22 protein-coding genes are annotated in these 18,883 nt (G+C 63.7%); 9 read left to right on the top strand and 13 right to left on the bottom strand.

Features of this window, described 5'->3' with window-relative positions; all coding sequences use genetic code 11:
- Positions 1 to 42 precede the first annotated feature (42 nt).
- Positions 43 to 1,296: a sarcosine oxidase subunit beta gene (locus tag AC0L3D_RS06320; protein WP_091600443.1), complete on the bottom strand. Its 1,254-nt coding sequence runs from the start codon at positions 1,294 to 1,296 to the stop codon at positions 43 to 45.
- Positions 1,297 to 1,555: 259 nt separating this feature from the next.
- Here AC0L3D_RS06320 and AC0L3D_RS06315 point away from each other — a divergent pair, with 259 nt between their 5' ends.
- A complete protein-coding gene (locus tag AC0L3D_RS06315) occupies positions 1,556 to 2,314 on the top strand; it encodes an SDR family oxidoreductase (RefSeq protein ID WP_473643498.1) in 759 nt (252 codons plus the stop codon).
- Between the two features lie 83 nt (positions 2,315 to 2,397).
- Positions 2,398 to 2,784, top strand: coding sequence for an SET domain-containing protein (locus AC0L3D_RS06310; protein WP_473643496.1), 387 nt, complete (start codon positions 2,398 to 2,400; stop codon positions 2,782 to 2,784).
- Positions 2,785 to 2,821: 37 nt separating this feature from the next.
- Here AC0L3D_RS06310 and AC0L3D_RS06305 read toward each other — a convergent pair whose 3' ends face one another.
- Both AC0L3D_RS06305 and AC0L3D_RS06300 read right to left on the bottom strand, forming a co-directional pair.
- A complete protein-coding gene (locus tag AC0L3D_RS06305; RefSeq protein ID WP_473643494.1) occupies positions 2,822 to 3,265 on the bottom strand; it encodes a DUF6766 family protein in 444 nt (147 codons plus the stop codon).
- Positions 3,252 to 3,761: a YciE/YciF ferroxidase family protein gene (locus AC0L3D_RS06300; RefSeq protein WP_473521151.1), complete on the bottom strand. Its 510-nt coding sequence runs from the start codon at positions 3,759 to 3,761 to the stop codon at positions 3,252 to 3,254. Before AC0L3D_RS06300 ends, AC0L3D_RS06305 begins: the two co-directional genes overlap by 14 nt.
- Positions 3,762 to 4,171: 410 nt before the next feature.
- Here AC0L3D_RS06300 and rpsU point away from each other — a divergent pair, with 410 nt between their 5' ends.
- The 4 genes from rpsU to AC0L3D_RS06280 all read left to right on the top strand — a co-directional run bounded on the left by rpsU (position 4,172) and on the right by AC0L3D_RS06280 (position 7,855).
- Positions 4,172 to 4,444, top strand: coding sequence for a 30S ribosomal protein S21 (gene rpsU, locus AC0L3D_RS06295; RefSeq protein ID WP_023675331.1), 273 nt, complete (start codon positions 4,172 to 4,174; stop codon positions 4,442 to 4,444).
- A gap of 153 nt (positions 4,445 to 4,597) precedes the next feature.
- Positions 4,598 to 5,443: a tetratricopeptide repeat protein gene (locus AC0L3D_RS06290; RefSeq protein ID WP_027153011.1), complete on the top strand. Its 846-nt coding sequence runs from the start codon at positions 4,598 to 4,600 to the stop codon at positions 5,441 to 5,443.
- Positions 5,444 to 5,597: 154 nt separating this feature from the next.
- The gene (locus AC0L3D_RS06285) at positions 5,598 to 6,071 is read left to right on the top strand and encodes a DUF992 domain-containing protein (RefSeq protein WP_287346412.1); all 474 of its coding nucleotides are present in this window, start codon (positions 5,598 to 5,600) and stop codon (positions 6,069 to 6,071) included.
- A gap of 278 nt (positions 6,072 to 6,349) precedes the next feature.
- Positions 6,350 to 7,855 (top strand): MFS transporter, encoded by a 1,506-nt coding sequence (locus tag AC0L3D_RS06280; RefSeq protein WP_473643492.1) that lies wholly within the window; start codon positions 6,350 to 6,352, stop codon positions 7,853 to 7,855.
- 139 nt (positions 7,856 to 7,994) lie between these two features.
- Here the strand turns inward: AC0L3D_RS06280 and coaBC are convergent, their stop codons facing one another.
- The 6 genes from coaBC to ubiE all read right to left on the bottom strand — a co-directional run bounded on the left by coaBC (position 7,995) and on the right by ubiE (position 12,599).
- On the bottom strand, positions 7,995 to 9,212 hold the full coding sequence (gene coaBC, locus AC0L3D_RS06275) for a bifunctional phosphopantothenoylcysteine decarboxylase/phosphopantothenate--cysteine ligase CoaBC (protein ID WP_473643490.1): 1,218 nt from the start codon (positions 9,210 to 9,212) through the stop codon (positions 7,995 to 7,997).
- A gap of 19 nt (positions 9,213 to 9,231) precedes the next feature.
- Positions 9,232 to 9,639: a type II toxin-antitoxin system VapC family toxin gene (locus AC0L3D_RS06270; protein WP_031254220.1), complete on the bottom strand. Its 408-nt coding sequence runs from the start codon at positions 9,637 to 9,639 to the stop codon at positions 9,232 to 9,234.
- Entirely contained in the window at positions 9,636 to 9,890 is a 255-nt protein-coding gene (locus tag AC0L3D_RS06265) for a FitA-like ribbon-helix-helix domain-containing protein (RefSeq protein ID WP_023797510.1), read from the bottom strand. Before AC0L3D_RS06265 ends, AC0L3D_RS06270 begins: the two co-directional genes overlap by 4 nt.
- Positions 9,891 to 9,892: 2 nt before the next feature.
- Positions 9,893 to 10,102, bottom strand: a complete 210-nt coding sequence (locus tag AC0L3D_RS06260; protein ID WP_473523560.1) for a FitA-like ribbon-helix-helix domain-containing protein — start codon at positions 10,100 to 10,102, stop codon at positions 9,893 to 9,895.
- Positions 10,103 to 10,177: 75 nt separating this feature from the next.
- Positions 10,178 to 11,752 carry a 2-polyprenylphenol 6-hydroxylase gene (gene ubiB / locus AC0L3D_RS06255; RefSeq protein WP_473643488.1) on the bottom strand — a complete coding sequence of 525 codons (1,575 nt, stop codon included), beginning with the start codon at positions 11,750 to 11,752 and terminating at the stop codon, positions 10,178 to 10,180.
- A gap of 70 nt (positions 11,753 to 11,822) precedes the next feature.
- Positions 11,823 to 12,599 (bottom strand): bifunctional demethylmenaquinone methyltransferase/2-methoxy-6-polyprenyl-1,4-benzoquinol methylase UbiE, encoded by a 777-nt coding sequence (gene ubiE / locus AC0L3D_RS06250; RefSeq protein WP_473643486.1) that lies wholly within the window; start codon positions 12,597 to 12,599, stop codon positions 11,823 to 11,825.
- A 148-nt stretch (positions 12,600 to 12,747) separates the two neighbouring features.
- Here ubiE and AC0L3D_RS06245 point away from each other — a divergent pair, with 148 nt between their 5' ends.
- The 3 genes from AC0L3D_RS06245 to AC0L3D_RS06235 all read left to right on the top strand — a co-directional run bounded on the left by AC0L3D_RS06245 (position 12,748) and on the right by AC0L3D_RS06235 (position 15,212).
- Positions 12,748 to 13,722 carry an adenosine deaminase gene (locus tag AC0L3D_RS06245; RefSeq protein ID WP_473643484.1) on the top strand — a complete coding sequence of 325 codons (975 nt, stop codon included), beginning with the start codon at positions 12,748 to 12,750 and terminating at the stop codon, positions 13,720 to 13,722.
- Between the two features lie 198 nt (positions 13,723 to 13,920).
- The gene (gene upp / locus AC0L3D_RS06240; RefSeq protein WP_473643482.1) at positions 13,921 to 14,550 is read left to right on the top strand and encodes a uracil phosphoribosyltransferase; all 630 of its coding nucleotides are present in this window, start codon (positions 13,921 to 13,923) and stop codon (positions 14,548 to 14,550) included.
- Positions 14,551 to 14,660: 110 nt separating this feature from the next.
- Entirely contained in the window at positions 14,661 to 15,212 is a 552-nt protein-coding gene (locus tag AC0L3D_RS06235) for a TIGR02281 family clan AA aspartic protease (RefSeq protein ID WP_023797504.1), read from the top strand.
- Between the two features lie 59 nt (positions 15,213 to 15,271).
- Here AC0L3D_RS06235 and deoA read toward each other — a convergent pair whose 3' ends face one another.
- The 4 genes from deoA to AC0L3D_RS06215 form a co-directional block, all read right to left on the bottom strand.
- Entirely contained in the window at positions 15,272 to 16,591 is a 1,320-nt protein-coding gene (gene deoA, locus AC0L3D_RS06230; protein WP_473643481.1) for a thymidine phosphorylase, read from the bottom strand.
- Positions 16,591 to 17,409: a purine-nucleoside phosphorylase gene (locus AC0L3D_RS06225; protein ID WP_473643479.1), complete on the bottom strand. Its 819-nt coding sequence runs from the start codon at positions 17,407 to 17,409 to the stop codon at positions 16,591 to 16,593. The genes deoA and AC0L3D_RS06225 overlap by 1 nt, the downstream gene beginning before the upstream one ends.
- Positions 17,410 to 17,440: 31 nt before the next feature.
- The gene (cdd, locus tag AC0L3D_RS06220) at positions 17,441 to 17,833 is read right to left on the bottom strand and encodes a cytidine deaminase (protein WP_023797501.1); all 393 of its coding nucleotides are present in this window, start codon (positions 17,831 to 17,833) and stop codon (positions 17,441 to 17,443) included.
- A gap of 78 nt (positions 17,834 to 17,911) precedes the next feature.
- The gene (locus tag AC0L3D_RS06215) at positions 17,912 to 18,883 is read right to left on the bottom strand and encodes an ABC transporter permease (RefSeq protein ID WP_473643477.1); all 972 of its coding nucleotides are present in this window, start codon (positions 18,881 to 18,883) and stop codon (positions 17,912 to 17,914) included.

Genomic DNA, 18,883 nt, shown 5'->3' with positions numbered 1-18,883 from the left:
GATCGCAAAGCCTCTGTCCCAACATCACAAAGCGGGCCATCATCAGTGTGCCACCGCCGCCGCCGCCGCCTCGTCGATCAGGCGGCCGGTGCGGAAGCGCTCGATGGTGAAGGGCGCGTTGATCGGGTGCGGATCGTCCCTGGCGATGGTGTGGGCAAAGACATGGCCCGAGCCCGGCGTCGCCTTGAAGCCGCCCGTGCCCCAGCCGCAATTGACATAGAGGCCGGGCACTGGCGTCTTGGCCAGGATCGGCGAACGGTCGGGCGTCACGTCGACGATGCCGCCCCACGAGCGCAGCATCTTCATGCGCGTGAACATCGGGAACATCTCGCAGATGGCGTCGAGCGTGTGCTGCAGGATGTGCAGGCCGCCGGTCTGCGAATAGGAGATATACTGGTCGGTACCGGCGCCGATGACCAGTTCGCCCTTGTCGGACTGCGAGATATAGGCGTGCACTGTGTTCGACATCACCACGCAGGGGAAGACCGGCTTGACAGGCTCGGAAACCAGCGCCTGCAGCGGATAGCTTTCCAGCGGCATCCGCACGCCGGCCATGTCCATGATGACGGACGAATGGCCGGCGGCAACGACGCCAACTTTTTTGGCGCCGATGAAGCCGCGCGTCGTCTCGACGCCGGTGACCGAACCGTTCGGCGCCCGCTTGACGCCGGTGACCTCGCAATTCTGGATGATGTGGACGCCGCGCGCCGAAGCGCCGCGCGCATAGCCCCAGGCGACCGCATCGTGGCGGGCGGTGCCGCCGCGACGCTGCAGGGTCGCGCCCATCACCGGATAGCGGGCATCGCGCGAAATGTTGAGCGGCGGGCAGAATTCCTTGGCGGCTTCCGGCGTCAGCCATTCATTGTCGATGCCGTTCAGACGGTTGGCATGGACGTGGCGTTTCAAGACCTGGATGTCGTGCACATTGTGGGCCAGCATCATGACGCCGCGCGGCGAATACATGACGTTGTAGTTGAGCTCCTGGCTGAGCCCGTCCCACAGCTTCAGCGCGTGGTCGTAGATGCCGGCGCTCTCGTCATAGAGATAGTTGGAGCGGATGATGGTGGTGTTGCGGCCGGTATTGCCGCCGCCGAGCCAGCCCTTTTCCAGCACCGCGACATTTGTGATGCCGTGCACCGTGGCGAGATAATAGGCGGTGGCCAGGCCATGGCCGCCGGCGCCGACGATGATGACGTCGTACTCCTTCTTCGGCTCTGGCGAGGACCACTGTTCCTCCCAGCCCTTGTGGCCGCGCATGGCCTCGCGGGCGATGGCGAATACCGAGTATTTCTTCAACGTTCCAGCCTCGCAGATAGCGGCCGGACATCCAATCGAGCCCCGGCGCGCGAGGTGTATCACTAGCGAAACAGCGCTGCCACCCTTGCGCTGTTTGCGACGGCGCTTGCCGTTTTGCGCCACGGCCAAAAAGACCTGTCGAGCAACGAGCCGAACGACGCATCCGGACGCCTTCAGGTATCGGGTGGCTCGTGCCGCCTCGATCTGCGACCAAGCATCCGATTGCCGGCGAAAGCTGGCGCGAAAGAAGGATGCAAAAATGCTCGCACTCGCCAACAAGATCGCCATCGTCACCGGCGCCAGTTCCGGCATCGGCCGCGCCACGGCAAAACTCTTTGCCGAGGAAGGCGCCAAGGTGGTCGTCGCTGCCCGTCGCCAGGCAGAGCTGGACGCGCTCGTCGCGGAAATCGAGGAAGCCGACGGCACGGCGATCGCCCTTGCCGGCGACGTCCGCGACGAAGCCTATGCCAAAGCCCTTGTCGACCTGGCGGTCGAGAAATTCGGCGGGCTGGATATCGCCTTCAACAACGCCGGCTCGACCGGCAAGATGGGTCCAATCTCGGAGCTGTCGCTGGAAGGCTGGCGAGAGACGCTCGACACCAACCTGACCAGCGCATTCCTCGGCGCGAAATATCAGGTCCCGGCGATGGTCGAACGCGGCGGCGGTTCGCTTATCTTCACCTCTACCTTTGTCGGCCATACCGTCGGCATGCCCGGCATGACCAGCTATGCCGCAAGCAAGGCCGGGCTGATCGGGTTGACGCAGGTGCTTGCCGCCGAAAATGGCGCCAAAGGCGTGCGGGTCAACGCGCTCCTGCCGGGCGGCACCGACACGCCTTCGGCAACGTTCAAGACACCTGAATCGCGAGCCTTCGTCGAAAACCTGCATGCCTTGAAGCGCGTCGCCGAGCCTGAGGAGATCGCCCGCTCGGCGCTCTATCTGGCTTCCGACGCATCGAGCTTCACCACTGGAACTGCGCTGTTTGCCGATGGCGGGGTCTCGATCAATCGGACGTGAGGCAATCTCGCAAAAGCGGTCTTGCTTTCCGGTGCGATTTGGCGATTTCTTCGGACACTTCTGTTCGAAGACAGGCCTAGGACATGCTGCTGATCAGGACCTACATCGCTGTTAGCGCAATCGAGGGCGTCGGCGTGTTCGCCGCCGAGCCGATCAGGAAGGGAGCGTCGATCTGGCGGCTCGATCCCGACTTCGATCGGCTGATCCCGCTGGAAAAATATAGGGCCGCGCCGCCGCACCTCAGGGAATTGCTCGACAGATATGCCTATCCAAGCCCGGACCGGCCCGGATTCATCGTCTATGAGGTCGACAATGGCCGCTTCATGAACCATTCTGAAAGGCCGAACACGGATTTTTCTCGGCATGGTGGGGCAACCGCGATCCGCGCCATAGCGGCGGGCGAGGAAATAACCTGCGACTATAGCGAGTTCTTCGAGGATTTCGAGCGGCTTCATCTGGCCATGGCATAGGGGGAGCCCGCCAGCCTAAGCCGAAGTTATGATCGGATCAGTTCCGGTGGGCGTGCGGCTGGCCGGTGTGGCGGCCGTCATACTGCAGGTCCAGTTCGCGAATTGCCTCCTTGCCCTTCTCCGGATCGACAAGCCTGAGAAGGGCGTCGATCTTGGCCTCCATACGGTCGGTACTCTCCTTCGATTGCGGCGATCCGACGAAGAGCAGGAACGCCAGGCCACCGACCTGCCAGAGCAGCTGCAGGAATTCCGACTGCCAGTTCTCGAGCGTGTCGCGGCTCATCTCGATCAGATAGCCGCCGAACTCGGGCGGTTGGCCAAGCGCTCGCTGCTCGTCGAGATAGGCGAACCAGCCGAAAACCCAGTGGCCGACAAGCGAGATGATGAAGAAGCCGAGGGTAATCCAGGCATAACTGTAAGCCCGCCAGACCGAAGGTCGCTTCACGTTGCTCGCCGGCCTGCTGTCGTCATCGCTTGGCATTGTCGCTGTCCGACGCCGAGCGAGCCAGGAACTGCTCCGTAGTCGCGGGCAGCTTGTTGTGCAGCCACTCGGCCATCGCCTCCTCTTCACGCAGATTTTGTTCGCAGGCCCGGGCGATCTCCGTTTCGCCGAGGGACTCGGCGGTTGCGATCAGGATCGTGTAGGATGCGATCTCCATGTGCTCGAAGGTGTAGCTCGCCAGTGAGCCTTTCATCACCTCGTCGCCGGCGAAGACGCCGCTTAGCGACTGCGCCATCGCCAGTAGCTTGCCGCCGGCGTCCTTCAGCGCGGAAGTATCTTCGCCCAGTCTTTCCAGGCAGGTTCCGAGGCGCGCGGCGTGTCCCTTCGTCTCATCGAGGTGCAGCCTGATGCGCTCGCTGAGCTCGGGATAACTCTCCAGCCGATTGAGCTGGCCGTTCAGCATGGTTTCGGCCTGCTCCTCCATCGCATGCGCATCCTTGAGCCATTGGACGAGCCATTCACGGGTGCCTGACATCGGTTTTCCCCTGTGCTTGTTTCGCCGCAACAACCATTGGGGAACGAGGTTGGTTCCTTCGTTGATAGAGCCGGGCGGAGCGTTTTGCCGGGATTGGGGCAGCCAAGAATTTACCGGCGTCGAAGAAAACGCCAACGATCGCTCATCGGCGCGGAGAGCCCGCCCGAGCAGGCGAATATGCTACCAGAGGTCGTAATTCCTTGCTTTGTGACGGCAGTTATGCTATTGCTTTGCGCATGGTGTGATTTGCGCCGACGACCCGCCGCTGAGGCGGGTTTTTCGTTTCGGCAGTGGACAGAGCGGCATGATTCTGCTATCAGCCGCCACAATTCGTGGTGTAGACCGCCGCGGAGGCAAGCGACTATGGCCACTTGCCTGTTGTTAACAAAACCCGAAAGACAGGATTGCCCGTGCAGGTACTCGTCCGCGACAACAATGTTGATCAGGCGCTTCGCGCGCTCAAGAAAAAGATGCAGCGCGAAGGCATCTTCCGCGAAATGAAGATGCGCGGACATTATGAGAAGCCTTCCGAGAAGCGCGCCCGCGAAAAGGCGGAAGCCGTTCGCCGCGCCCGCAAGCTGGCACGCAAGCGCGCTCAGCGCGAAGGCCTGCTGCCGATGACGCCGCGCCCGGTGGCGGCTGGTGCCGCTGGTGCCGGCGCTCCGCGTCCGCCGCGGTTCTGACGCCAATTTTTCGTCCTTTTCGAAGGATACCCAAGGTGGCGCGATGCGAAATCGCCGCCACCTTTTTGTTTTGAATTCGACCAGCTCGCAGAGGGCCGGTTCGGAGAGGGAACAGACCTGACGGCGCGGGCGGGCAGTGAGGACAGAGCAGACATGAACGCAATTAGCGTGGAGCGCAGAACCGCAATGCGCGGCTTCGCCCTGACGGCAGCCCTGCTTTCTGGCTTGGCGATCGCCGGCTGCCAGACAGCCCCGACCGGTGAATTCACCAACATCGACAAGGCACAAGGGTCGGCCGAGAACATCTCCTCGCTGTCAGCCGTTATCCAGCGCAGTCCCCAGGATCCGGAAGGCTACAATGTGCGTGGCTCGGCCTATGGCCGCGGCGGCCAGTATCAGGCGGCGCTCAAGGACTTCAATACCGCCATCCAGCTCAATCCGAATTTCTACCAGGCCTATTCGAACCGCGCTCTCATCCAGCGATTCCTTGGCGATCAGGCGGCCGCGCTTTCCGACTACAACCGCTCGATCCAGATCAATCCCGACTATGACGCAGCCTATATCGGCCGCGGCAATCTCTACCGCAAAGCCAACCGCATCCAGGAAGCGTTCAACGATTTCCAGAAGGCGATCCAGCTCGACACGACAGACGCGCGCGCCTATCACAATCGCGGCCTGATCTATCAGAGCCAGGGCCAACACGCTTTCGCCATCGAGGATTTCTCGACAGCCATCTCGCTGGCGCCGGACGCCGCCGAACCCTACAATGGCCGCGGCCTCTCCTATCTCGCCATGAACGACGAGGACAACGCCTTCGCCGACATCAACATGGCGATCAAGCTCGACGGCAAGAATGCCGAGGCCTGGTCCAACCAGGCGCTGATCTACGAGCGGCGCGGCGACAAGGCCAAGGCGGCAAAAGCCTATCGCGAAGCCGTGCGCCTCAGCCCCACCTACCAGCCGGCCAAGGACGGCCTGGCGCGCACCAGCACCGGCTGACCGACGGCGGCGTTTCGGCCTGACATGGCAGGCCTGCCGTTTGGCATGGCTTCGAAACCTTCAACGACTGCCGCCTTGATCGCGCCAAGTTCTCGGCGGAACGCTCGGGACGCTTAGCCGTTGTTCAGGGCTATTCGCGAAAAGGACTCCTCCCATGATCAAGAAACTCGCCTGTGCCGCCGCCCTCGCCGCTACGGTTCTCGCCGCCCCTGCCAGCGCAGGGAGGCTGCAGCTCGGCGTGCTCGACTGCACCATCGACGGCGGCACCGGCTATATCGTGACATCCAACAAGGGCGTGGCCTGCACCTTTCGCCCTCATCATGGCGGTCCCCCGGAAGCTTATACCGGGGTCATTTCCAAGCTTGGCGTCGACGTTGGCAGGACCCACCAGGGCGAATTGATTTGGGCGGTTCTGGCGGCCACCCGCGACCGTGATCCCGGCGATCTTGCCGGCAGCTATTATGGCGTCAACGCCGAGGCCAGCGTGGTAACCGGCGGCGGCGCCAACCTTCTGGTCGGCGGGCTGAACAGCGCCTTCTCGCTGCAGCCTCTAAACGTACAGGTGCAGACCGGCGTCAACCTGGCAGTCGCCGTCACCTCACTGCAACTGATCCACTCTTTCAAATGAACGCCATAGCGTAGCTCTGCATGCGGCGCGGAACAGGATAGAACTGTTCCGCGCCGCACGACTTTTGGGGAACCGCCGTGCGAGGGAAGATCATCGCTGACGCCATGATCGCCAATCTTGACATCCCGCCTTCATCAGCACCCTCAGCGCACCCGCGAAAAACCGCTTGAGCTCAACTGCGGTTGAGGTTTTACAACCCATCCCCGAAGTGCCATTTGGAGACGAAGGGCGCTCCACCATTTCTTTAATCGGCGTATACGAAAGTTCGGGAGGGCGGGGTGATCGAAACCAGCACAAACAGGGTCGACTGGCGGGCGCTGTGGGCGAGCGGCGATCTGGCGCGCTTCTGCTTCATCAGCCTCGGCATCCTGCTGCACGCCACCAACGAAACCATGGTGGCAACGGTGATGCCGGCGATGGTCGGCGAACTCGCCGGGGTTCAGCTGGTCGGCTGGTCGCTGGCGATCTACGAGCTCGGCGCCATCGTCGCCGGCGCTGCCGCCGGACGGCTGGTGAGCTATGTCGCGTTGCGCACAAACATGGTGGTTGCCGCCCTGCTCTACGCGGCCGGCGCCCTGGTCTGCGCCATCGCGCCGTCCATGCCGCTGTTCCTGGCCGGGCGCCTAATCGAGGGATTTGGCGGCGGCGCGCTGGTGTCGCTGGCCTTCGTCTCGGTCGAGCGGCTGTTTCCACGCGCCATCTGGCCGCAGCTTTTCGGCGTTATGTCGGCGATCTGGGGCGTCGCCGCCTTCAGCGGGCCGGTGCTCGGTGCCTTGATGACCGAGTTGCTCTCCTGGCGCTGGGCTTTCGGCGTCTTCACGCTTGGCGGCACCGCCATGGCGTTGGCGAGCTTCATCGTGCTCGACACGCCCGAGGCGACCCGGCCGCAGGCGATCACTGGAACCGCGCCGCCGTTCCCCTTTGCCGCGCTCGGCTGCCTTGCCGTCAGCGTCGTGCTGATCGCCACGGCCGGTGTCGAGATTGCCCTGCTGCGCTCCTCCCTGTTGCTCATCCTCGGCCTGATCGGGCTCGCGCTGTTCATCCGCATCGATGCGCTGAAGCCGGGCTCGCGGCTGTTCCCGTCGCGGCTGTTCTCCTGGCGCTCGCCGGTCGGCGCAGGCATGACCATGGTCGCCGCCTTTTCGGTGGCGACCTGTTCCTTCGCCGTCTACGGGCCGCTGCTTCTGACCAGCCTGCATGGCATTCCGATCCTGACCACCGGCTATATCATCGCCGCCGAATCGATCGCCTGGTCGATCCTGTCGATCCTCGTCGCCAATGCGCCGCCGGAGCGGGAAAGACTGATCATCACCGGCGGCGCGCTGATGATCGCGGCCGGCATCGCCGGTTTCGCCTATGCCGTGCCGGCCGGTTCGATTCCGCTGATCCTGTTTTGCGCCTTGCTGCAGGGCGGCGGCTTCGGCATTGCCTGGCCCTTCGTCACACGCGTGATCGTCGCGTCGGCCAGTGACGGCGAGCAGACGATCGCTTCCGCCGCCGTACCGACCATGCAGCGCATCGGCTATGCGGTCGGTGCCGCGTTGACCGGCATCGTCGCCAATGCCAGCGGTTTTTCCGAAGGCCTGAACCGTGAGGCGGCGGCGAATGTCGCCACCTGGCTGTTCCTCGCCTTCGTGCCGCTCGGGATTCTGGGCTGCCTCGCCGCGCTGAGGATCTCGGGGCCGGCAGCCCCACGGCCGGCGGAGCTGCCAATCTCCCCCCTTGTGGGGGAGATGCCCGGCATGGCAGAGGGGGGCGCGAAGGATCGCCAAACGTGGGCTTAACCTACCCATACGAGACAGCGCAGATTCCTGGGATCCTGTTATTTCGAGCGCCGCTGCGGGACACGATCTTTCGAAACGTCGGCGGGACAGCGCCCCCCTCTGGCCTGCCGGCCATCTCCCCCACAAGGGGGGAGATTGACTAGACGACGATCGTCTTCAGCCGCTCCGCTATAAGTGCTGCGAGCCGCGTCGCCACCTCGTCCTTGCTCATCTCAGGCCATTCGTCGACACCGGCCTTCGAGACGATCCGCACCGTGTTGCGGTCGCCGCCCATCACCCCGCTTTCGTGGGATACATCGTTGGCGACAATGAAATCGGCGCCCTTTTTCCTGAGCTTGGCCTCGGCGTTCCTGACCAGATCCTGCGTTTCGGCGGCGAAGCCGACGACCAGGCTGGGCCGCTTCCTGTGATGGCCGACACCGGCAAGAATGTCAGGGTTTTCGACCATCTGCAGCGCCGGCGGCCCCTCGCCCGCCACCTTCTTGATCTTCTCGCCGGCCGAAGCCTCGCTGCGCCAGTCGGCAACCGCCGCGACGAACACCGCCGCGTCTGCCGGCAGCAGCTGTTCGACCGCGTCCTTCATCTGGTTTGCGGTTTCGACATGCAGCGTGGTGACGTCAGCCGGATCGGCAATGCCGACCGGACCGGAGACGAGGCGCACATCGGCGCCCAGCCTTGCCAGCGCCGCCGCGATGGCATGGCCCTGCTTGCCGGACGAACGGTTGGCTATATAGCGCACCGGGTCGATCGGCTCATGCGTCGGCCCTGAGGTGACGATGATCTTTCTGCCTGCCAGCGGCTTCGGACTGATATCGAGCAGCGCCTCGATCGCGGCAACGATTTCCAGCGGCTCGGCCATGCGGCCCTCGCCCGCCTCGTTGCTCTCGGCCATCTCGCCCTTTGCCGGGCCGATGAATGCGATGCCATCCTTGTGCAACGTCGCGCGGTTTCGCCGGGTCGCCGGATGCGACCACATTTTCGGGTTCATGGCGGGCGCCATCAACACCGGCTTGTCGGTGGCGATGAGCACGGTCGAGGCAAGGTCACTGGCATGGCCGTTGGCAAGCTTCGCCATCAGGTCGGCGGTAGCCGGCGCCACGACGACAAGGTCGGCCTCGCGCGACAGGCGGATGTGGCCGACATCGTGCTCGTCAATACTGTCGAACAAATCGGTGAAGACGTGGTCGGCGGAGAGCGCTCCAGCTGACAGCGTGGTGACGAATTCCTGCGCCGCGGCAGTCATCACCACACGCACGGCGGCACCGCGCTCGCGCAGCCGGCGGATCAGGTCGAGCGCCTTGTAGGCGGCGATACCGCCGCCGATGATGAGCAGGATGCGCTTGGCGGAGAGGGTCATGCCCAGTTCTTGTCCGATTTCATGCCGGCTTCAGCGCTGGTTCGATGTCGGTATGGATGAAATCGTCGCCCTTGAAAAGCAGCGGCAGGTTTCGCGTCTTGGCCAAGGCGTAGGCGAAGCAGTCGCCCATGTTGAGATTGGCGCGATGGCCAGTACCTCGGCCATACAGTGCATAGGCTTCAATTCCGGCTTGCGCATGCTCGGCGGACAGCGCGACGATCGTGACTTTGAGTCTAGCAAGAAGGCCCGTCAACTCGGCCGTGCCAGCCGCGCCATAGCGGCGGACAATTACTGTGCCGCACTCCATCAGAGTTGCGGCGCTCATCAATATCCGCTGATTTCCGGCGAGGCGCTGGGCGATAGCCGGAGCATCGGGCTCCTGCTTCAGGATGGCCACGATCGCTGAGGTGTCGACCACCACGGTCATTCCTCCTCGATGAAGGACCAGAGGTCATCAGTGAATTTCTTCTGATCGAAATCCGCTTGTTGCAGTCGTCGGCCGAATTCGAGGATTTCCTCCGCCGTAACAAAATCCCCGTCACGTTCTTTGGTGACTGCCACATCCTTCAGCAAGAGATTTCTTGCCTCCTGCTCCATTGACACGCCATGTCTGGCAGCCCGCTCGCGCAGCTTTTGCTTCAGATCGTCGTCGAGATTGCGAATGGTCAGGGTGCCCATAACTACCCTTGCCCCCGTGTCGTCGGTCTGAACTTGGCTTCGTCCTCGGCTGCAATGGCCGCCGAGTCGAAACCTTTGGTGGTCGGAAGCCCTACGGATGCGGCGAGCACGTCCCGCGCCTCCTGCTCCATGGAAACGCCACGCGCGGCGCCACGCTCACGCAGTCGCCGCATGACACTCTCATCCACATTGCGAACAGTAATCCGGGCCATGATCGCGCTCCCGCGACCTAATATAGCGACACCGGAGCATGACTGCAATGACAGCACTGCTGTCACTGGTTGCAGTCAGAGCAGCTTCCAGGCGATAAAGACCAGCGTCAGCGCGATCACCCACAGCGCCAGCCTGCCGGATCTGCTATAGCGCGCCTCGGCCTTGCCGATGGCGTGCGCCGTCCTGTCATCGAAACGCAGCCCGTGCTCGGCCATCAGATCGATCTCGCGCGACAGCCGCTCGGTGCGGGCGGCGAGGTCCGGCGCCTGGCGGGCCAGCGCCAGCAACGCGCTGGCGCCGTCGCGTGCGTCGGCCAGCAGGGCACGCGGGCCGAGATTGCCTGATATCCAGCCTCCGACCACCGGTTCTGACGTCTTCCACATGTTGAAGGCCGGGTCGAGCGTGCGGGCAACGCCCTCGACCACCACCATGGTCTTTTGCAGCAGCACCAGTTCGGACCGCGTCGCCATGTCGAAGAGGTCGGTGACCTCGAACAGAAGCGCCAAGAGCTTGGCCATCGAGATGGTTTCGGCCGGCTGGCCGTGGATCGGCTCGCCGATGGCGCGGATCGCCTGGGCGAATGCCGCGACGTTATGCAGGCGCGGCACGTAGCCGGCCTCGAAATGCACTTCGGCGACGCGCAGATAGTCACGGGTGATGAAGCCGTAGAGAATTTCGGCGAGGAACCGGCGCTCCTTCTTGCCGAGCCGGCCGGCAATGCCGAGATCGACAGCGACGATGGTGCCATCGGGCTCGACGAACAGGTTTCCCGGATGCATGTCGGCGTGGAAGAAACCGTCGCGCAGCGTATGGCGCAGGAACGACTGGACCAGATTGGCAGCGATCGCCTTCAGATCGTGGCCGGCGGCAGTGAGGCCGGCAATGTCGTTCATCTTGATGCCGTCGACCCATTCCATGGTCAGCACATCGCGGCCGGTGCGTTCCCAATCGACCGTCGGCACGCGAAAGCCGGGATCGTCCCTGGTGTTTTCGCCGAGCTCCGAAAGCGCTGCCGCCTCAAGCCTCAGATCCATCTCGATCTTGGTGGTCTGCGCCAGCGTCTGGGTCACCTCGACCGGCCGCAACCGGCGCGACGACGGGATGTATTTTTCCTGGAGACGGGCGGCGAGGAAATAGCTTTCGAGATCGCGGAAGAAACGGCGCCGCACGCCCGGCCGGATCACCTTCACCGCCACCCGCGAACCGACGCCGTTCTGCAAGGTTTCGGCGGTATGGACCTGAGCGATCGAGGCCGCGGCGACCGCCTCGCCGAAACTGGCGTAGAGCTCGCCGACCTTGCGCCCGAGCGAGGCCTCTATCGCCGTAATGGCCTCGGCCTGCGGAAATGTCTGCATCTTGTCCTGCAGCATGGCGAGATCGAGCGCTATGTCGTTGCCGACGACATCGGGCCGTGTCGCCAGGAACTGGCCGAGCTTGACATAGGATGGGCCGAGCCGGACGACGGCCTTGGCCAGCCGATCGCCACGTTCATAGGCAAGCGCGCGGCGGCGGGTGAACAGCCGTGCCACCCGCCAGCCGAATTTCGGCAGGCCGAACAGCTCATCGCCCGGCAACGCCGCGACGACGCCTTCGCGGACCAGCACCCAGCCGGCCCGTACGAGCCTGAAACCAGCGCCGACACTGCTCATGACTGCGCTTGTCCTGCCGGTTTTCTAGACCGGCGAAGGGCAGGTCGCGTATGAAAAATACGGGCCAGCCTCAAAGCTTCCAGCCCGAATGAAGCGCAGCTATGCCGCCGGCATAATTGCGAAAAGACACGCGGTCAAAACCGGCGCGGGAAATCATCGCGACAAAATTCTGCTGATTGGGAAATTTGCGGATCGATTCGACCAGATAGGAATAGGGTTCGTTTTCGCCGGTCACCGCCTTGCCGATCCTGGGGATGGCGTTGAACGACCACGCCTCGTAGACCCTGTCGAGCAGCGGCATGTCGACCTCGGAAAATTCGAGGCAGAGAAAGCGCCCGCCAGGCTTCAGCACGCGAAAGGCTTCGGCAAGCGCCACATCGATGCGCGGCACGTTGCGAATGCCGAAAGCGATCGTGTAGGCGTCGAAACTGGCCTCAGCGAAAGGCAGCTCCTCGGCATTGGCCTCGACGAAATCGGTATTAGCCGTCAGGCCCTTTTTCTCGGCCCGGTCGCGGCCGACGGCGAGCATCGAGCCGTTGATGTCGAGAACCGTGGCATGGGCGTTCCTGCCGCTCGCCTCGACGATGCGGAAGGCGATGTCGCCAGTGCCGCCGGCAACGTCGAGAACGCTCCAGCCCGGTCGTTTCGGTGGATTGAGCCATGTGACCATGGCGTCCTTCCACAGCCGATGCAGGCCGCCCGACATCAGGTCGTTCATCAGATCGTAGCGGTTCGCCACCTTGTGGAAAACGTCGTTGACCAAGGACTGCTTCTCGCCTGCCCGTACGCGCTTGAAACCATAGGAGGTTTCCATGCCGCCAACGGCCGTGGTTCTCTCAACCGACATTATTTTTGATCCGCCATAAAACCGGCGGGACCATAGCCGATCGATGATGCCGACGCTATTGTTTAAGGCGCGGTGTTCGGCCGCGCTTCCCGGTCGTGGAATCATGCTTATGGCTCCATGTCCTGGACTGACCTGACGGGATGATTGCATGCCTTTGAAAGCGGAACTGCACTGCCATATCGAAGGGGCAGCGGCGCCCGAACTCGTCATCCGCCAGGCGCAGAAATACGGCAAGGACACCTCGCCCTACATTCAGGACGGCTCTTTCGTCTGGCACGATTTCAGCTCCTTCCTCGCAGCCTATGATTTCTCCTCCGACCTGTTCCGCACCGAAGAGGACTATGCGCGGCTGGCCGATCATTATCTGACCAGCCTCGCCCGCGACGGCGCCATCTATTCCGAGATCTTCACCTCGCCGGACCACGCCGGGAAGGCCGGGCTGTCGCCCAGGGCCTATACGGACGCGCTCGGCGAAGGCATGGCGCGCGCCAAGGCCAAGACCGGCATCGAGGGCCGCATGATCGTCACCGGCGTGCGCAATGCCGGCGTCGAATCGATCGAGCAGGCGGCGCGCTTCGCCGCCCGCTGCGGGCATCCGCTGGTCGCCGGCTTCGGCGTCGCCGGCGACGAGCGGATGGGCGATCTGGAGGACTATGTCAGGGCCTTCGAAATCGCCCGCGAGGCCGGCCTTGGCATCACCGTCCATGCCGGCGAACTGATGGGCTGGGAGAGCGTCAAGGCCGCGCTCGATCACATCCGCCCCGCTCGCATCGGCCATGGCGTGCGCGCCATCGAAAACCCCGACCTTGTCCGTCGCATCGCCGATGAAGGCGTCGTGCTCGAATGCTGTCCGAGCTCCAACATCGCGCTAAGGGTGTTCGACAGTTTCGCCGATCACCCTTTTCCGGCCCTGTTGGCGGCAGGCTGCAAGGTGACGCTTAACTCCGACGATCCGCCCTATTTCCGGACGTCGCTGAAGCGCGAATACGACATTGCCGCCGAGCATTTTTCGATGAACGACAAGGCGCTCGCCTCCGTCACCAGAACCGCCATCGACGCCGCCTTCGTCGACAGGAAGACCAAGGCAATGCTGCTAGGCCGGCTCGACGTCAAGGGCAGGTGAATGGTGAATGGTGAATGGTGAATGGTGAATGGTGAATGGTGAATGGTGAATGGTGAATGGTGAATGGTGAATGGTCCACCCGGCGCTTCGGTCCGTCAACCGCGAGTTCTCCGCTGAACCAAGGACTCGCAAACCTGTTCACTATTCACTATTCACCATTCACTACTCACTTTTCACCTGCGCAGCTAGGAGACCACCATGCAGGGCGTCACCGTCGTCGACCACCCGCTTGTCCAGCACAAGCTGACCATCATGCGCAAGAAGGAAACTTCGACGGCCGGCTTCCGGCGGCTGCTGCGCGAGATCTCGCTGCTGCTCGGCTACGAGGTCACCCGCAACCTCGAATTGACGACGACGACGATCGAAACGCCGATCGAGATGATGGAAGCGCCGACGCTGGAGGGCAAGAAGCTGGTCTTCGCCTCAGTACTGCGCGCCGGCAACGGCCTGCTCGAGGGCTTGCTCGACCTGGTGCCGGCGGCGCGCGTCGCCCATATCGGTCTCTACCGCGACCACGAAACGCTGGAAGCGGTCGAATATTTCTTCAAGGCGCCGAGCGATCTCGCCGACCGGCTGGTGATCGTCGTCGATCCGATGCTGGCGACCGCCAATTCGGCGATCGCGGCGATCGACAAGTTGAAGGGGCGCGGCGCCACCAACATCCGCTTCCTCTGCCTGCTGGCGGCGCCAGAAGGCCTCGATCGCTTCATCAAGGCGCATCCCGATGTCCCGGTCTTCACCGCTTCCATCGACCGCCAGCTCAACGAGAAGGGCTACATCATGCCAGGCCTCGGCGATGCTGGCGACCGCATGTACGGGACCAAATGACCGTGGCGCCGCTCGTTTACCGATCGTTTACGCAAACGACCGCTTTCTGCATCTGTTAAAGCGGCAAACACCATGCCGCGATAAGCATGGTTCTTCACGAAGGCCGGTCCATGCTGCGCAATCTTCTCATCCTTGGCGTGCTCGCCGTAGCATCGGCGTCGTTCCCGATGCTCTACCAGTCGAATCCGCAGATGTTCGAAGGCCTGCTGAAATCGGCGGTCGGGGCCAGCCCGGCGGTCGAAACGGACCTGAACCTGGCCACGGTTCCCGACAGGCCGGCGCAGCCGCTCGGCCGCAAGGTCGTGATCCCGGCTGACGCGCGCGGGCATTTCACGTCGGCGTTCAAGCTCAACGGTCGAACGGTCGACGGCATGATCGACACCGGCGCAACGCTGGTCGCCATCAACAGTTCGACGGCGCGCAGGATCGGCGTTTCGCTGAACGCGTCGGATTTCAAGCACCAGGTCAACACCGCCAACGGCGCTATCAAGGCTGCGCTGGTGACCGTCGATCGGCTGCAGATCGGCAAGATCACGCTCGACGGCGTCCAGGCGGTCGTGCTCGACGACAAGGCGCTGCGCACCAATTTGATCGGCCTGAGCTTTCTCCAGAGGTTGGAAAAATACCAGGTCGAGAACGGCGCGCTGCTGCTCGTCCAGTGAACCATGATCCCAAAAGTGGAAACCGGTTTTCGGAAAGATCATGGTCCAATAAAAAAACTTCATCCGCGCGGCAGGATCCGCCGGATGACGGTTTTTTCCGCGGGCGGCTTCGAAGCGCCGATCGTATAGGCCGAAAGCACGACGGCGGCGGCCGCCTCGGCATCCCCGGCATTGCGGGCATGGACCAGCGCCAGCGCCTCGCCGGCCCGCACCTCCGCGCCGACAGGCAGCAGCCGGGTGATGCCGACGGCATGGTCGATCCTGTCGTCCGGCCGGATGCGCCCGCCGCCAAGCCCGACGACGGCAAGCCCGATGTCGCGGGTGGAGATACCGGTAACGAAGCCGTTTTCGGCGGCCTTGACCGCAAATTCCGTCGCCGCCCTCGGCAGGTGTTTTTCCGGGTTCTCGACGAAGTCGGCCGGACCGCCGAGCGCCGCCACCATGCGCGCGAAGACGGCGGCGGCACCGCCGCCGGCAAGCGTCTCGGCGGCGCGCCGCATGCCGTCCTGGTTGGACGAGACCAGCCCGGCCGACTGCAGCATGTCTGCGGCCAATGCCAGCGTCACATCCTCCAGGCGCCGGTCGCGGAAGCGGCCGGTGAGGAAATCGACGGCATTGCGCACCTCGACCGCGTTGCCGGCTGCCGACGCCAGCGGCTCGTTCATGCCGGTGACCAGCGCCGAGGTCTTCAGGCCGGCGCCGTTGGCGACTTCGACCAGGCTGTTCGCCAGTGTCGTTGCGTCGCGCGACTTTTCCATGAAGGCGCCGTTGCCGACCTTTACGTCGAGCACCAGCGACTGCAGGCCGGCGGCCAGTTTCTTCGACAGGATCGAGGCGGTGATCAGCGGCACCGATTCGACGGTTCCCGTCACGTCGCGGATCGCATAGAGCCGGCGGTCGGCGGGCGCGAGATCGGCGGTCTGGCCGATGATGGCGCAGCCGGCTTCGAGCACTGCCTTGCGGAATCCCGCGACATCCGGCTGGCTGGTATAGCCCGGGATGGCGTCCATCTTGTCCAGAGTGCCGCCGGTATGGCCGAGGCCGCGGCCGGAAATCATCGGCACATAAGCGCCGCAGGCAGCGACGATCGGCGCCACCAACAGCGAGACATTGTCGCCGACGCCGCCTGTCGAATGCTTGTCGGTGACCGGGCCCGGCAGGTCCGACCAATCGAGCACGTCGCCGGAATCGCGCATCGCCAGGGTCAGCGCCACCGCCTCGTCGCGGCTCATGCCGTTGAAGAACACCGCCATGGCGAAGGCCCCGACCTGCCCGTCCGAGACGGTGCCGGCGGTGAGGCCTTCGATGAAGCTGGCGATCTCCTGCGTCGACAGCTTGTGGCCGTCGCGCTTGCTGCGGATGATTTCCTGGGGAAGCATCAGGCCGGGACCTTACGCTCCGGCAACCCATCCTGGAACACACGCTGGAGGATCGTCGCCAGCCGCGCGCCGCCAATCGGCGCCATGTCCTTGGTCTCCTGGTGCGAAAGCTCCGCCCCTGTCAACCCTGCGGCGAGATTGGTGATGACCGAGCAGGCGGCGACGCGCAGGCCGAGAAAACGGGCGAGAATGACCTCCGGCACGGTCGACATGCCGACGGCATTGGCGCCCATGACGCGCGCCATGCGGATCTCGGCGGGCGTCTCGAAGCACGGCCCCGAAAACCACATATAGACGCCCTTGTGCAGCGCGGTGTCCGTCGCCTTCGCCGCCGTCTCGATCGCTGAGCGAAGGCCGGCATCATAGGCTTCGGTCAGGCCGACGAAGCGGCGGTCGCTCGGCTCGCCGATCAGCGGATTGGAACCCGAGAAATTTATGTGGTCGGTGATCAGCATCACCGAGCCCGGCCCCATGCCCGGATCGACCGAGCCGGCGGCATTGGTGAGGATCAGTTGCGAGATGCCGAGGCCGGCAAGCACTTCAAGCGCCGGCCGCATCGCCGCCGCGTTGCCGTGTTCGTAGTAGTGAGCGCGGCCGGACAGCACCAGCACAGGCGTGCCGGCAAAATGTCCCGCCACCACCTCGCCGTCATGGCCGGTGACGCCGCTTCTGGGAAAGCCCGGCAATTCGCCATAGGAAATGCGGACAGGATCCTCGACCTGGTCGACAAGCCCGCCAAGGCCCGAACCCAGCACCAGCGCGGTGGCGGGCGCCAGCCCGTCCAGCCTTTCGACCAGACGATCAAGCGCTTCCTTCATGTCAACCAGCTCTTCATTTCAACCAAGCTCCTCATTTCAACATTTCGCCCTGAAAGCCGTAGGGCAGCATCTCGCCCATGGTCACGGTTTCGACCACGCCGGCATTGTCGCAAAGATAGAGTTTGGTTTCCGGCCGGCAGAATTCGGCCAGCCGCTGCCGGCAGCCGCCGCAGGGCGAGCATTTAGCCATGCGCTCTGCGATGACAGCGATCTCCGTTATCCTGCCGCCGCCGGCCATGATGAAGTGGCCGAGCGCGGTGGTTTCGGCGCACCAACCTTCCGGATAGGACGCGACCTCGACGTTGGCGCCGGTAAAGACGCGGCCGTCCTCGGTGCGCAGTGCCGCCCCGACCGGGAATTTCGAATAGGGCGCATAGGCCTTGGCCATGGCGGCCTTGGCCTCTTCGAACAGATCATGCGACATTGTTTTTCCATTGCATGATCTTGTCCGAAAACCGGCTTCTACATTTCGCTGACGCTGACCTGCGGTTCGAAATCACGCTTAGCGTTCCTTGACATAGGGCACGCCGCCGGCGCGCGGCGGAATTGCCTTGCCGATGAAGCCGGCGAGCAGGATGACGGTGAGGATATAGGGCAGCGCCTGCATGAGCTGCACCGGCACCTTGCCGATCAGCGGCAGCGGCGTGCCCTGCAGGCGGATCGACAGCGCGTCGAGGAAGCCGAACAACAGGCAGGCGAACATGGCGTTGACCGGCTTCCACTTGGCGAAGATCAGCGCGGCCAGGGCGATGTAGCCCTTGCCGGCAGTCATGTCCTTAACGAAGCCGCCATTCTGCACCATCGACAGATAGGCGCCGGCAATACCGGTGAGCACGCCGGTGCAGATCAACGCCCGGTAGCGCAGCCAGGCGACCGAGATGCCGGCGGTGTCGACCGCGGCCGGGTTCTCGCCGACCGCGCGCATGCGCAAGCCGAAACGGGTGCGGAACAGCACCCACCAGGTGAACGGCACGGCGAGGAACGCGACATAGACCAGCACGGAATGGCCGGAGATCAGTTCCGAATATATCGGTCCGAGGATCGGCACGCCCTTGAGCGCGTCCGCGCCGGGCCAGACGATCGCCCCGAACCGCTCATCCGATGCCAGAGCCGGCGTACGTCCACCTTGCTGGAACCAGGCCTGGCCGAGCATGATCGTCGATCCGGCGGCGATGAAATTGATCGCCACGCCGGAGACGATCTGGTTGCCGCGATGGGTGATCGAGGCAAAGCCGTGGACCAGCGCAAAAGCGACCGAGATGAGGATGGCCATGCCGAGGCCGATATAGGCGGAATGGAAGACGGAGGCGGAGGCAGCACCGGCGAAGGCGCCGACCAGCATCTTGCCCTCGAGCCCGATGTCAAAAATGCCGGCCCGCTCCGAATAGAGACCGGCGAGGCATGCGAGCAGCAACGGCACCGACAGGCGGATGGTCGAGTCCAGAACCTGGATGATGGCGTTGAACAGATCCAT

This window comes from Mesorhizobium sp. WSM4837 (genome assembly GCF_055811435.1).
Note: the sequence above shows the minus strand (reverse complement) of the source record. Positions and strands in the feature narration are given on the sequence as shown.

Excerpts from the sequence above, each read along its gene's own strand:
- AC0L3D_RS06315 (WP_473643498.1), top strand. The coding sequence starts at position 1,556 with ATGCTCGCACTCGCCAACAAGATCGCCATCGTCACCGGCGCCAGTTCC.
- AC0L3D_RS06310 (WP_473643496.1), top strand. The coding sequence starts at position 2,398 with ATGCTGCTGATCAGGACCTACATCGCTGTTAGCGCAATCGAGGGCGTC.
- AC0L3D_RS06305 (WP_473643494.1), bottom strand. The coding sequence starts at position 3,265 with ATGCCAAGCGATGACGACAGCAGGCCGGCGAGCAACGTGAAGCGACCT.
- AC0L3D_RS06300 (WP_473521151.1), bottom strand. The coding sequence starts at position 3,761 with ATGTCAGGCACCCGTGAATGGCTCGTCCAATGGCTCAAGGATGCGCAT.
- AC0L3D_RS06290 (WP_027153011.1), top strand. The coding sequence starts at position 4,598 with ATGAACGCAATTAGCGTGGAGCGCAGAACCGCAATGCGCGGCTTCGCC.
- AC0L3D_RS06285 (WP_287346412.1), top strand. The coding sequence starts at position 5,598 with ATGATCAAGAAACTCGCCTGTGCCGCCGCCCTCGCCGCTACGGTTCTC.
- coaBC (WP_473643490.1), bottom strand. The coding sequence starts at position 9,212 with ATGACCCTCTCCGCCAAGCGCATCCTGCTCATCATCGGCGGCGGTATC.
- AC0L3D_RS06270 (WP_031254220.1), bottom strand. The coding sequence starts at position 9,639 with ATGACCGTGGTGGTCGACACCTCAGCGATCGTGGCCATCCTGAAGCAG.
- AC0L3D_RS06265 (WP_023797510.1), bottom strand. The coding sequence starts at position 9,890 with ATGGGCACCCTGACCATTCGCAATCTCGACGACGATCTGAAGCAAAAG.
- AC0L3D_RS06260 (WP_473523560.1), bottom strand. The coding sequence starts at position 10,102 with ATGGCCCGGATTACTGTTCGCAATGTGGATGAGAGTGTCATGCGGCGA.
- ubiB (WP_473643488.1), bottom strand. The coding sequence starts at position 11,752 with ATGAGCAGTGTCGGCGCTGGTTTCAGGCTCGTACGGGCCGGCTGGGTG.
- ubiE (WP_473643486.1), bottom strand. The coding sequence starts at position 12,599 with ATGTCGGTTGAGAGAACCACGGCCGTTGGCGGCATGGAAACCTCCTAT.
- AC0L3D_RS06245 (WP_473643484.1), top strand. The coding sequence starts at position 12,748 with ATGCCTTTGAAAGCGGAACTGCACTGCCATATCGAAGGGGCAGCGGCG.
- upp (WP_473643482.1), top strand. The coding sequence starts at position 13,921 with ATGCAGGGCGTCACCGTCGTCGACCACCCGCTTGTCCAGCACAAGCTG.
- AC0L3D_RS06235 (WP_023797504.1), top strand. The coding sequence starts at position 14,661 with ATGCTGCGCAATCTTCTCATCCTTGGCGTGCTCGCCGTAGCATCGGCG.
- deoA (WP_473643481.1), bottom strand. The coding sequence starts at position 16,591 with ATGCTTCCCCAGGAAATCATCCGCAGCAAGCGCGACGGCCACAAGCTG.
- AC0L3D_RS06225 (WP_473643479.1), bottom strand. The coding sequence starts at position 17,409 with ATGAAGGAAGCGCTTGATCGTCTGGTCGAAAGGCTGGACGGGCTGGCG.
- cdd (WP_023797501.1), bottom strand. The coding sequence starts at position 17,833 with ATGTCGCATGATCTGTTCGAAGAGGCCAAGGCCGCCATGGCCAAGGCC.
- AC0L3D_RS06215 (WP_473643477.1), bottom strand. The coding sequence starts at position 18,883 with ATGGATCTGTTCAACGCCATCATCCAGGTTCTGGACTCGACCATCCGC.